General features: G+C 63.4%; 12 protein-coding genes. 6 read left to right on the forward strand and 6 right to left on the reverse strand.

Features of this window, described 5'->3' with window-relative positions:
• Nucleotides 1-43: 43 nt before the first annotated feature.
• From AOC05_RS14005 to AOC05_RS14015, 3 genes are read right to left on the reverse strand one after another with little or no spacing between them, the layout of a single operon-like run.
• Nucleotides 44-1117 carry an ABC transporter permease gene (locus AOC05_RS14005; protein ID WP_062007756.1) on the reverse strand — a complete coding sequence of 358 codons (1074 nt, stop codon included), beginning with the start codon at nt 1115-1117 and terminating at the stop codon, nt 44-46.
• Entirely contained in the window at nt 1110-2156 is a 1047-nt protein-coding gene (locus AOC05_RS14010; RefSeq protein WP_062007757.1) for an ABC transporter permease, read from the reverse strand. The genes AOC05_RS14005 and AOC05_RS14010 overlap by 8 nt, the downstream gene beginning before the upstream one ends.
• Nucleotides 2153-3685, reverse strand: a complete 1533-nt coding sequence (locus tag AOC05_RS14015) for a sugar ABC transporter ATP-binding protein (RefSeq protein WP_062007758.1) — start codon at nt 3683-3685, stop codon at nt 2153-2155. Before AOC05_RS14015 ends, AOC05_RS14010 begins: the two co-directional genes overlap by 4 nt.
• Before the next feature lie 236 nt (nt 3686-3921).
• Here AOC05_RS14015 and AOC05_RS14020 point away from each other — a divergent pair, with 236 nt between their 5' ends.
• Nucleotides 3922-4932 carry a LacI family DNA-binding transcriptional regulator gene (locus AOC05_RS14020; RefSeq protein ID WP_062007759.1) on the forward strand — a complete coding sequence of 337 codons (1011 nt, stop codon included), beginning with the start codon at nt 3922-3924 and terminating at the stop codon, nt 4930-4932.
• A 117-nt stretch (nt 4933-5049) separates the two neighbouring features.
• Here AOC05_RS14020 and gdhA read toward each other — a convergent pair whose 3' ends face one another.
• From gdhA to AOC05_RS14035, 3 genes are all read right to left on the reverse strand, one after another.
• Nucleotides 5050-6390, reverse strand: a complete 1341-nt coding sequence (gene gdhA / locus AOC05_RS14025; protein ID WP_062007760.1) for an NADP-specific glutamate dehydrogenase — start codon at nt 6388-6390, stop codon at nt 5050-5052.
• Between the two features lie 160 nt (nt 6391-6550).
• Entirely contained in the window at nt 6551-7108 is a 558-nt protein-coding gene (locus AOC05_RS14030; protein WP_062007761.1) for an ArsR/SmtB family transcription factor, read from the reverse strand.
• A 146-nt stretch (nt 7109-7254) separates the two neighbouring features.
• Nucleotides 7255-8403, reverse strand: a complete 1149-nt coding sequence (locus tag AOC05_RS14035) for an acetoin utilization protein AcuC (protein ID WP_154606214.1) — start codon at nt 8401-8403, stop codon at nt 7255-7257.
• Between the two features lie 163 nt (nt 8404-8566).
• Between AOC05_RS14035 and AOC05_RS14040 the strand changes: the two genes are divergently transcribed.
• The 5 genes from AOC05_RS14040 to AOC05_RS14060 are packed head-to-tail and all read left to right on the forward strand — an operon-like array spanning nt 8567 to nt 12393.
• Nucleotides 8567-9976, forward strand: coding sequence for a TrkH family potassium uptake protein (locus AOC05_RS14040; RefSeq protein WP_082357994.1), 1410 nt, complete (start codon nt 8567-8569; stop codon nt 9974-9976).
• Between the two features lie 40 nt (nt 9977-10016).
• On the forward strand, nt 10017-10655 hold the full coding sequence (locus AOC05_RS14045; RefSeq protein ID WP_062007763.1) for a potassium channel family protein: 639 nt from the start codon (nt 10017-10019) through the stop codon (nt 10653-10655).
• Between the two features lie 51 nt (nt 10656-10706).
• The gene (locus AOC05_RS14050; protein ID WP_062007764.1) at nt 10707-11216 is read left to right on the forward strand and encodes a methylated-DNA--[protein]-cysteine S-methyltransferase; all 510 of its coding nucleotides are present in this window, start codon (nt 10707-10709) and stop codon (nt 11214-11216) included.
• Nucleotides 11213-11743, forward strand: a complete 531-nt coding sequence (locus tag AOC05_RS14055; RefSeq protein ID WP_062007765.1) for an RNA polymerase sigma factor — start codon at nt 11213-11215, stop codon at nt 11741-11743. The genes AOC05_RS14050 and AOC05_RS14055 overlap by 4 nt, the downstream gene beginning before the upstream one ends.
• Complete coding sequence (locus AOC05_RS14060; RefSeq protein ID WP_261388215.1) at nt 11743-12393, forward strand: methylated-DNA--[protein]-cysteine S-methyltransferase; 651 nt, start codon at nt 11743-11745, stop codon at nt 12391-12393. The genes AOC05_RS14055 and AOC05_RS14060 overlap by 1 nt, the downstream gene beginning before the upstream one ends.
• The last annotated feature ends 27 nt before the right edge of the window (nt 12394-12420 follow it).

A 12420-nucleotide genomic window follows, 5' to 3' on the forward strand; every position in this document is an offset into this window, starting at 1 on the left:
CCTTTGGTTGAGGTGGTGAAGTGGTTTTGTGGGTCTGGCTGGTTTATTGGGCGGCGTTGTGGTGGGCGCGGCGAGTGTGCCGCCACCCCCGGATGGCGGATCCGATACTCGGCGCGACAACGGACAAGATCAGCAGCAGGCCCGTCACGGTGATGAGCACGACGTCGGAGACCCGCCCCAGCCGCAGCGCATAGTTGAGTGATCCGATCAGCAGGACGCCTGCGAGGACTCCTGGAATGGAACCCTTGCCACCGAAAATGGACACCCCGCCGAGCAGGACGGCCGCGATGACGGCGAGTTCCAGGCCGGAGGCATTGTCGCTGCGGGCGCTGGTATAACGCAGCGTCCAGAAAATGCCGGCTAGCGCCGAGACAGCCCCGGAGGCCACGTACAGCCAGAATTTGCTGCGGGCCACCTTGATGCCCACGAAGGCTGCGGCTTCCTTGCTGTAGCCCATGCCGAAGAGTCCGCGCCCGAACGGGGTGAAGTGAAGCAGCACTCCGAAGAAGATGATGACCACGACGACGCCGATCATGACCGTTGGAATTCCCGTGGCACCCAGTTTGGAGGTGAAGAACGCTGTCAGGGACTTAGGGAAGTTGGCCACGGCATTGTCCCCGATGGTTACGAGGGCCAGTCCCCGGAAGAGCGCCAGGGTGCCGATGGTGACGGCCAGCGACGGCAGCCCGAGCACGGCAATCAGGAAGCCGTTGAAAATGCCGCAGACAACCCCAACGAGCAAGCTGATTGCCAGCACCAGCCATATGTCCATGCCGCCGGCCCAGAGCACGCCCATGGTGGCGCTGGTCAGCCCCGCGATGCTGGCTACCGACAGGTCGATTTCGCCGGTGATGATGATCAGCGTCATCGGCATGGCGATCAGCAGGACCGGGATGACGTCCAGGAGCAAAAAGCCCGTGGTGACAGGCGATGCGAAGCGTGGGATGCTGATGCTCGCGTAGACCAGGAACACCGCTAGGGCGTAGATGGTGATGGCGTCACGGCTTGCCAGCAGTTTCGCCGCGCGGGTCTTGCGCCACGGTGTGGCGGACGGTCGCCGGGTGGGTGCCGCCGCGGGGGCGGGGGCGTTGTTGGTGGGCGTGGTGGTCTCAGACATTCCGGGCCTCGCTAATCCGCAGTTTCTTGGCTGTGCGCAGGCTGGCCACGCGGTCAATGATGATGGCGGCCAGGATCAGGATGCCAACGATGGCCTGCTGCCAGAACTTGTCCACACGGACGGCTGTCAGCGAACTGGTGATGGTGGTCAGGAGCAGGGCGCCGAGCGCGGCACCCGTAACCGAACCGCTGCCGCCAAAGATGGCCACGCCCCCCACAACAGCAGCTGCAATCACCGTCAGCTCCATACCGGTGCCGGTGGTAGCCCCCACAGAGTTGAAGCGGCTGGCGTAGAGGACGCCGGCCAGGCCAGCGAGTGCCCCATTGGCCAGGAAGGCCAGGAGCACGCGTTTGGAGACCTTGATGCCAAACGCTGTGGCGGCGTCGGGGTCGGAGCCAATGGCGTACAGGTCCCTGCCCGGGCGGGTGCCTGACATGTACAGCGCCACGGCGATGACCACGACGACTGCCACCAAGGTGATGATGGGGAACCCCAGGAAGGTGTCCACGGAGAGGGCGCCGAAGGCATCCGGCCTGTCGCCGGCGAAGTACTGCTTGCCGCCAGCCCATGCGTTGTTCAGGCCGCGGAACACATAGAGCGTGCCGAGGGTGATCACCAGGGCGGGCACCTTGGCGACTGTCACGAGGATGCCGTTGACCGCCCCGAGCACCACCCCGAAGGCCATGCCGATGACAAAGACGGCGATGATCGGGATGTCCGGCATGGCCGCGAAGATGGACCCTGTGCCGAAGGCCACCAGGCCCAGTATGGAGCCCACGGAGAGGTCGATGTTCCTGGTGATGATCAGCAGCGTCTGCCCCACGGCCAGGATCATGACGATCGTGGCGTTGAGCAGCAGGTCCTTGACGCCTTGGGCGCTCAGGAACAGCGGGTTGATCAGGTAGGTGACGATCACTAGGACACTCAGGGCGATGAACACGGGAAGTTCGCGGAGCCGCAGGACCGGGGCGGCGGCCGTCCAGCCGCGGGACGATGGCTGCTTGTTTGGTGATTTCCTGCTTTCCAGGGCTGAGTTCATGGTGTTCCTCCCGCGGATGACGTGGCGGCGTGCATGATGGATTCCGGATTGGCGTCTGCGCGGTTGAGTTCGGCTCTGATTTGGCCCTCGCGCATGACCAGGACCCTGTCGGCCATGCCCAGGACCTCGGGTAGTTCGGAGGAGATCATCAAGATGGCGATCCCGCGGCCGGCCAGCTCGGAAATAAGCCGGTGGACCTCACTCTTGGTTCCCACGTCAATCCCGCGGGTGGGTTCGTCGATGATCAGCAGCCGCGGTTCGATGGCCAACCACTTGGCGAGCACCACTTTTTGCTGGTTGCCGCCAGAGAGTGTGGAGACCGGGTGTTCTAGGGAGCCCGCCTTGACGTGGAGGCGCTCGCTCCAGTCCTTGGCGGCCCGGCGTTCGGCGGCTCCATTGATGAGTCCGGCCGTGGTGAGCTTGTTACGCAGGGTCAGAGTCACATTGCGGGCCACGGACAGTTCCAGGACGAGCCCCTGCTTGCGGCGGTCCTCCGGAACAAAACCCATGCCTGCTGTGATGGCGGCCTGCGGGTCGCGGGCCTTTAGCCTGCGCCCCTCAAAAGTGATGGCACCGGCGTCGTACGGGTCGATCCCGAACACGGCCCGCGCCACTTCGGTGCGCCCGGCCCCGACCAGACCGGCGAGGGCAACGATTTCCCCGGCGCGGACCTGGAAGCTGATGTTCTTGAAGACGCCGGCCCGGCTGAGTTGCTCAACGTCAAGGACCACGCCGCCAATCTCGGCGTCGGTCTTGGGGAAGAGCGCACCAATGTCACGCCCGACCATTTCACGGACAATCTTCTCGACGCTGACGTCCGCAGTTTGGTGAGTGGCGATGTAGCGCCCGTCTCGCATCACTGTAATCCGGTCGCACAGCTCAAAGACTTCCTCGAAGCGGTGGGAGATGAACAAGATACCGGTCCCCTTCTCGCGCAGGCTGCGGGCAACGGCGAACAACCGGTCCACCTCCACACCGCTGAGGGCGGCCGTAGGCTCGTCCATAACGAGCACCTTGGCATCTAGCGAGATGGCCTTGGCGATTTCGATGATTTGCTGGTCTGCAATGGACAGGCCCTCGGCAATGCGGGTTGGATCGATCGGGACACCGAGCCGTTCAAAGAGCCGCCCTGCCTCCTGAACCATGGCGGAGCGGCTAATCAGCCCGAACCGGCCCTTGGGTTGGCGGCCAATGAAGATGTTCTCCGCGACGGTGAGGTCGGGAAAGAGCGTGGGTTCTTGGTAGATGACAGAGATCCCGGCTTCCTTGCTATCGCCGACGCTGCGGAACTGTACGGTCTCGCCGGCGACCCGGAAGTCTCCCGAATCCGGGCGGTGGAGTCCGGCCAAGATTTTCACCAGCGTGGACTTGCCGGCGCCGTTTTCCCCTACAAGAGCGTGGATTTCCCCGGGGAGGATTTCAATGGTTCCGTCGGCCAGGGCAACCACGGGGCCGAAGGCCTTGGCTGCGTGGATGAGTGTGAGTGCCGGTTCCCCCCTTCGGGGGCCGGAGCTGTCTGTTTGCTGCATAGATTGAACCGCACCTTTGGGGCTGTGTGAACCCAATAATGAATCGTTTCATTACAGGCTGTGATTTGAATCATAGAACCATCGTGGGGTGAGCGTCAATAGCTCTGAGTAGTTTTCGTGATTCGTTTCAATGAAAGGGTTCAAAGCGGCACCGGGCAAGGTAGTCTGATGTCAGTATTTTCTCCAGGCACAACCGTCCCGCAAGCGGCGCAGATACTAACTCAGGAGCCCACAAAATGGTTTCAGCCAGCGTCAAGGACGTCGCTGCATTGGCTGGCGTGTCAGTAGGAACGGTCTCGAATGTGCTCAACCGGCCAGAAAAAGTTTCCCCGGCCGTCATAATCCGGGTCCAGTCGGCCATTGAAAAGCTTGGTTTCGTCCGCAATGACGCAGCACGCCAGCTGCGCGCCGGCATGAGCCACAGCATAGGCCTAGTGGTCCTGGATGCTGCGAACCCCTTCTTCACCGACCTGGCCAGGGGCGCCGAGGACAGCGCAGCGGCCGAGAACTTCTCCGTCCTGGTGGGCAACAGCAGCGACGACGAGGGCCGGGAGGCCGCCTACCTGGACCTCTTCGAGCAACAGCGCGTGCGCGGCATTCTCCTGTCCCCCGTGGGCGACGTCCTCCCGAGGCTGGAGCAATTGCGCCGCCGTGGAATTCCCACAGTTTTGGTGGACCGGGTGTCGGAGAACGCCAACTTTTCCTCAGTTGGCGTGGACAACCTTGCCGGCGGCGAAATGGCTGTGCGGCACCTATTGTCACTGGGCCGCTGCCGGGTTGCGTTTGTGGGCGGACCAACCTCTATCCGCCAAGTGGCCGAGAGGCTGGCGGGCGCACGCAAGGCCATTGCGGAGGTTCATGGAGCCACGCTTGAGATCCTGGAAACCGAATCCCTGACGGTGCTCTCCGGCAGGGCAGCGGGCCTGGCCATCCGGAGGCGTGCCGCAGGGGAACGCCCGGATGCGATCTTTGCGGCCAACGATTTGCTCGCCGTAGGCATCCTCCAGGGCCTGATGCTGATGGGCGATGTCCAGGTTCCCCGGGAGATCGCCTTGATCGGATACGACGACATTGAATTCGCTGCAGCTGCGGTGGTCCCGCTCTCCTCCATCCGCCAGCCCAGCGTCTTGATCGGCTCCACTGCACTGGAGTTGCTTTTGCAAGAAGCCGCTGCCGAGCCCGGCTTCCAAACGAGCCACGTGGTCTTTCCGCCGGAGCTCGTGGTCCGGGAATCGACGCTGGGCTGATCCGCCTCCCACTGCCCGTTCAGCCCGCAAACGAATCAAACCCGCAGAGTTCGGCGAAAACTCAGGAATTTCTTGAATTTTCGTCGAACTCTGCGGGTCTCTTGCGCTGAAAAATCCTTAGATCAGGCCCTGGGCCAGCATGGCGTCGGCAACCTTGACGAAGCCGGCGATGTTGGCACCCACCACGTAGTTGCCGGGGGAACCATAAGTGTCCGCCGTTTCGGCGCAACGGTCGTGGATACCCACCATGATCTGGGTCAGGCGTTCCTCGGTGTGCTCGAACGTCCAGGCGTCGCGGCTGGCGTTCTGCTGCATCTCCAGCGCGGATGTTGCCACGCCACCGGCGTTGGCTGCCTTACCCGGGCCGAACAAAATGCCGGCTTCCTGGAAGACGGCCACGGCACCGCGGGTGGAGGGCATGTTGGCACCCTCAGCGAGGGCAACAAGGCCGTTCTTGACCAGCTTGGTGGCCGCCTCAGTGTTGATCTCATTCTGGGTGGCGCAGGGCAGGGCCACCGCAGCATTGACGTCCCAGACGGAACCGCCCTCAACGTAACTAACTGATGCGCCGCGGCGAACAGCGTATTCCTTCAACCGTCCGCGTTCTTTTTCCTTGATCTGGCGCAGGAGGGCAACGTCAATGCCTTTCTCGTCCACGATGTAGCCGGAGGAATCCGAGCAAGCCACCACGTTGGCGCCGAGCTGTTGCGCCTTGGCAATGGCAAACGTGGCAACGTTTCCGGAACCAGAAACCACCACGCGCTGTCCATCAAAGGAGGTGCCGCGGGTCTTGAGCATCTCATTGGCGAACAGTACAGTGCCGAAACCGGTAGCCTCCGGGCGTACCAGCGAGCCGCCCCAACCAACACCCTTGCCGGTCAAAACACCTGACTCGTAGCGGTTGGTGATGCGCTTGTACTGGCCAAACAAGTAGCCGATTTCGCGGCCACCAACCCCAATGTCACCCGCGGGGACGTCGGTGTATTCGCCAATGTGGCGGTACAGCTCCAGCATGAAGCTCTGGCAGAAGCGCATGACTTCGGCCTCGGACTTGCCGCGCGGGTCAAAGTCAGAACCGCCCTTGCCGCCGCCGATGGGCATGCCGGTCAGGGCATTCTTGAAGATCTGTTCGAAGCCGAGGAACTTCACAATGCCCAAGTACACGGAGGGGTGGAAACGCAGTCCACCCTTGTACGGGCCAAGGGCCGAGTTGAACTCAACCCGGAAACCGCGGTTGATCTGCACGCGACCGGCGTCGTCCATCCACGGCACACGGAAAATGATCTGGCGCTCGGGCTCGCACAGGCGCTGAAGCACTGCGGCATCAACGAATTCTGGATGTTTATCCAAAACGGGGCCGAGGCTTTCAAACACTTCAAGTACTGCCTGGTGAAATTCTTTTTCCCCGGGGTTACGGGCTAAAACTTGCTCCCGGATGGCTTCGAGCCTGGTATCCATGAGTCTCCTGAAAAGGGTGAGGCGCTAGAAATTCGCGCATAAATATGCTCAGTGGCAATTTTCCAGTCAGGGGAGGGCATAAGCCAATTTTTCTTACTCTTTGAGACTGCACGCATGATCGTGCATATATATGCCAAGCGGCGACCATTGTGGGTCTCAGCTAGTCCTTTCGACGCCTAAACGAAGGCAATGCGGGCAGGTTGGCAAGCAGGTCCGCCGCCTTGTTGGCGGCGCGGCCGACACTTCGGGTGATCTGCTGCTGCACCGATCCGTCGACATCCGGGATCGGGAGCACGACGGCGGCAACCGCAGTTGACTGCGCAGCTTTACTTGGCACTAGCTCCTTGGCAAGGGCGCCGACTGCCGCTGGAGCTGCCGCGGCGCTCGTGGGCGTCTCCAAGGCCACCGGCGTGCGCGTGGCGGCCGGCGGCGCTACGGTTTTTGCCGCGTCACTCGCCCCGGCGCCCAGCCCGTGAAGCCAATCGGAGACCAGCGTCAGGGGCGCGGTATTGATGCTGTAAAAACGCTTCTGCCCCTGCGCCCGCATTGTCACCACGCCAGCCTCACGTAGCACTCGCAGGTGTTTGGAAACTGTGGGCTGGGAAACCCCCAATTCGTCCACCAGCTGCCCCACCGCTTTGTGCTCCCTGGCCAGCGATGCCAAGATGTCGCGGCGAGTTCCTTCAGCGATGACGGCAAATACTTCTTCAACAACCATTCCACTACCCTAACGACATATTCCCGCCACGGCATCTTTGACGTTTTGGGATCGGCGTGGCGCGCGTGGATCGGGAGGGTTGGGCCCACGCGCGCCAGGTTCCTTGGAAAATCGTGCCAGCGATTTACAAGGCCGATGTGTGGGGATCAGTCGAACCAGGGATCCAAGCCGTACAGCGGAAAGACTGCCTTGCGCGTGGCCATGACCGTCCTGTCCAACGCGTCGGAGGGGTTGTAACCCACCTCCCAAGACCGCCACCAGGTATCGGCGTCCTCGCCCATCAGCAGCGGGGCAACCTTGCCGTAGTGTTCTCGCACGTACTCGCGCCATGGCTCGGGCACTGCGGTGCGCAGCGGCACGGGCCGCCCCGCCACCACCGCCATGAGGTGGCCCCAGACCCGCGGCACCACGCTGACAATGTTGTAGCCGCCGCCGCCCGTCGCGATCCAGCGGCCGCTGCACACCCGGTCCGCCAACGCCGCGACGCTCAGGGCGGCCTCGCGCTGGGCGTCAACACTGGTGTTCAAGTGGGAAAGGTCGTCGTCGCGGTGCGAGTCGCAGCCGTGCTGGCTCACAATGACGTCGGCCTCGAATGCTTCCACTAGTTGGGGCACGACGGCGTGGAAGGCTCTCAGCCAGCCGGCATCGCCCGTCCCGGCGGGGAGGGAGACGTTCACGGCGGTGCCTTGGGCGTCCGGGCCGCCAATGTCGTTGGCGAAGCCCGTACCGGGGAACAGCGTCAATCCCGATTCATGCATGGATATGGTGAGTACCCGGGGGTCATTCCAAAAAATGTCTTGGGTTCCGTCGCCGTGGTGTGCGTCGATGTCGATGTAGGCCACCTTGGAAACGCCGGAGTCCAGCAACCGCACGATCGCCATGGCGGCGTCGTTGTAGATGCAAAAGCCGGAGGCCTTCTCCCTGGCGGCGTGGTGCATGCCGCCACCAAAGTTTACGGCCCGGAGCGCTGTTCCGGCGATGATCGCATCGGCGGCCGCCAGTGAAGCACCCCCGAGCCTTGCGCTCGCCTCGTGCATGCCGGCAAAGGCCGGATCGTCGTCGGTGCCCAGCCCGCGGTCCGGGTCACTGAGCGTGGGGTCCGCACCCACCCGCCGCACGGCCGCGATGTACTCGCGGCTATGCACCGTGGCCAGCTCGTCGTCAGAGGCCACAAAGGACTCCGCGAGGGTGACCTGGGGAAGCTCAAAAATTCCCAACTCCCTAGCCAGCCTGGCCGTCAGTTCAAGACGCTTTGGCGACATGGGGTGATTCGGGCCAAAATTGTACGCGGACATGGCCGCATCGCAGACTATGCTTGTCGGGACGGCCGTAGGCCCGGAGCTGGCTAATGATGACATCCATCACAGGCTATCGAACTCCGGACGCCTTTGCGGGAATGAGACCAATATCGGCGCGGCAATGACGCTTTTTTTGACACGGGTAGGAGGGACAACACAGATGTTGGCCACTAAACCCATCCAGTCCACAACTTCGCGCCGTTGGCCCCTGGCCGTTTTCGTCAGTATTCGCGACTTTGTCGACAGGGTTGCTAACAGCTCCCCCGCCCGCCTGGCCCTCATCGTCTTTGCCTTGGTCATCATGGCTTTCACCTTGGCACTGTCCCTGCCCGCCGCGTCCCGTGACGGCCAGTCCACCGCCTTTCACGACGCCTTGTTCACGGCCGTGTCAGCTGTCTGTGTGACGGGCTTGACAACGGTTTCCACGGCCTTGCACTGGTCGTTTTTCGGGCAGCTGGTCATCTTGATTGGCATCTTTGTTGGTGGTTTGGGCATTCTGACACTGGCGTCGCTGATGTCGTTGATGGTTAGCAAGCGCTTGGGTGTGCGTGGCAAGCTGATTGCCCAGGAGGCCATGAACGCCGGGCGCCTGGGCGAGGTCGGCACCTTGCTGCGAATCGTCATCAGCACATCGGTGGCCATTGAGATCGTCCTGGCCCTAGCCCTGGCACCACGCTTTTTGATCCTTGGTGAGTCCCTTCCCCAGGCCATCTGGCACGCCGCGTTTTACTCCATCTCCTCCTTCAACAATGCCGGCTTCACACCCCATTCCGACGGCGTGGTCCCGTACGAGGCCGACCTGTGGATCCTGACCCCGCTGATGATCGGCGGTTTCATCGGAAGCCTCGGCTTCCCCGTGCTGATGGTCCTGCTGGCCACCGGCTTCCGCTTTAAGAAGTGGACGCTGCACGCCAAGCTCACCATCCAGGTCTCGCTCATGTTGCTGTTTGCCGGTGCCGTCCTGTGGGGCGCCATGGAGTGGGGCAATCCGGCCACCATCGGGAACATGAGCGTCGAGGACAAGATCACCCATTCGGTGTTTGCCTCCGTCATGACCCGCTCCCTGGGCTTCAACCTGGTGGATATGAACTCCATGAACTCCTCCACCATGTTGCTCACCGACGCGCTCATGTTTGTCGGTGGCGGCTCCGCGTCAACTGCCGGTGGCATCAAGGTCACCACGCTCGCGGTCATGTTCCTGGCGATCGTGGCCGAGGCCCGGGGCGATAGCGACGTCAAAATTTACGGGCGCACCATCCCCCAGGGCACCATGCGCGTGGCCATCTCGGTCATCATGATGGGCGCCACCTTCGTCATGATCGCCTGCGGGCTGCTGCTGGCGATTTCCGGTGAAACCCTTGACAGGGTGCTGTTTGAAACCATTTCAGCGTTCGCCACCGTGGGACTGAGCACAGGGCTTAGCGGCGAGTTGCCGCCGTCGGGCAAGTATGTGCTCAGCGCCATGATGTTCTTTGGCCGTGTAGGATCCATCACCCTCGCCGCGGCCTTGGCACTACGCCAGCGCCGCCAACTGTTCCACTACCCGGAAGAGAGGCCGATCATTGGCTGACAAACTAGATTCTAATAACCGCCCGCCACACAACGCCCCCGTGCTGGTCATCGGGCTGGGCCGTTTCGGCTCCGCCACGGCGCACCAGCTGGTCAAGCAGGGTAGGGAGGTCCTGGCCATCGAGCGGGACCCTGTCCTGGTGCAGAAGTGGGCGGGCGTCCTCACCCACGTGGTGGAGGCCGACGCCACCAATATTGACGCGCTGCGCCAGCTCGGGGCACAGGACTTCGCCTCCGCCGTCGTCGGGGTGGGCACATCCATTGAATCCAGCGTGCTGATCACCGTGAACCTGGTGGATCTGGGCATTGCGCACCTGTGGGTCAAGGCGATCACGCAGTCGCACGGCAAGATTTTGACCCGCATTGGAGCCAACCACGTCATCTACCCAGAGGCCGACGCCGGTGTCCGGGCCGCGCACCTGGTGGGCGGGCGCATGCTGGACTTCATCGAGTTCGACGACGACTTCGCGATCGTGAAAATGTACCCGCCGAAGGAGACCCAGGGCTTCACGCTGGAGGAGTCCAAGGTCCGATCCAAGTACGGTGTGACAGTGGTGGGCGTAAAGTCCCCGGGCGAGGACTTCACCTACGCCCAGCCCAACACCCGGGTCTCCAGCCGTGACATGCTCATAGTTTCCGGCTATGTGGACCTGCTGGAACGCTTCGCCGCCCGCCCCTGAGACTCACGTTTTCGGCTCGGCGCGCGTCTACAGTGCATGGAGGTTTTAGAAATGGTCAAGCACACAATTTTTGACTCACCCTTGGGCCTTTTGACGGCCGTTCAGAACGACGCCGGGCTAGCTGCGGTGTACATGGCCGAGCACAGGCGCCGCCCGGCCCAGGAGACGTTGGGTGAGCGGGTTGCCGGCTCCGCTTCGCGTGTTCTGGCGGCGACTTTGGTGCAGTTGGGCGAGTACTTTGCCGGCTCAAGAAAGAAGTTCTCGATCCCGCTGGCCCCTGCCGGGAACCCGTTCCAGCACCGGGTCTGGGCCGCTCTGAGCCAGATTCCCTATGGCGAAGTGCTCACGTACGGCGATTTGGCGGCGATGCTGGGCGATCGTTCCATGGCCCAGGCCGTGGGCTCAGCCAACGGGCGCAACCCCATCAGCATCATCGTCCCCTGCCACCGGGTGGTGGGCGCCGACGGCTCGCTGGTGGGCTATGCCGGCGGCCTGGAGCGCAAACAGTTCTTGCTCGAGCTGGAAAAACCGGCGCGGACACACACCGAAGCGTTGTTTTGAGCCGTCCTGTTCCCCCGTTTGAGGTCCTGGTAGCCAGCCACGGCGCCACCGTCTTGCGCGTGTGCCGGGCCCTGGTGGGCGTCCAGGAGGCCGACGACGTCTGGCAGGAGAGCTTTCTGGCGGCCCTACGCGCGTACCCGGCCTCGGGAAATGTTAGGAATTGGGAGGCCTGGCTGGTCGCGATTGCCCGCAACAAGGCAATGGATCACCACCGGGCGGCCGGGCGACTTCCGGTCCCTGCCAGCGACGATGGCCCCGAGGCGGCCGGTTGCCTAGCCGCAGCGGGAGGGGACGACGTCGTCCGTTCCGTGGAAGCCGGGCAGGACGCGGACCGGGTGTGGGCGGCGCTAGCGAAACTGCCACCCAAGCAGCGCGAGGCAGTGGTGTACCACCATTTGGCCGGTCTGGCCTATGCCGAGGTGGCCGGGCTGCTGGGGAATTCCGAGGCGTCGGCGCGGCGGGCGGCCTCGGACGGGATGAGGTCGCTGAGGGCGCATCTGGCGCAGGATCGAGAGGACTGTTCGTGATGGAAACCGAAATCGACACGCAGGCAATCGACACGCAGGCAAAGGTGCCCATGCCGGCCGAGTTGGCGGCCCTTGTGGCAGGTGAGGCAACGGCCCTGGACCGGCTGACCGGCCAGTTCCGGACGGCAGCGGCGGCCGACGGCCTGATGGATGTGGCGTACCGGGTGGTGGACTCCCCTGTGGGCGCCTTGCTGCTGGCAGGCACGGAGCGAGGCCTGGTCCGTGTGGCGTTTGCCCGCGAGGGGCACGCTGCGGTACTGGATTCTCTGGCTGCCACCATCAGCCCGCGCATCTTGCTGGCACCGGCACGCTTGGACGCCGCGGCACGTGAGGTTGAGGAGTATTTTGCCCGGCGGCGCCAGGCGTTCGATCTGCCGCTTGACTTCCGGCTGGCCACCGGCTTCCGGCGCGAGGTGCTGGCCCATTTGCCCGACATCGGGTACGGGCACACGGCCAGCTACGCCGCCGTGGCCGCCCTGACCTCAAGCCCGCGGGCCGTGCGGGCGGTGGGCACGGCGTGCGCACGCAACCCGCTTCCCCTTGTGGTGCCCTGCCACCGCGTGATCCGCTCCGATGGTAGCCGGGGCGCCTATCTGGGCGGGGCAGACGCCAAGGCCCTGTTGCTGGCGCTAGAGGCGGGAACGGCCTAGCCCCGATGCTCCCGCAGCAATGGTGGG

The sequence above is a fragment of the Arthrobacter alpinus genome (assembly GCF_001294625.1).
Classification (GTDB): Bacteria; Actinomycetota; Actinomycetes; order Actinomycetales; family Micrococcaceae; genus Specibacter; species Specibacter alpinus_A.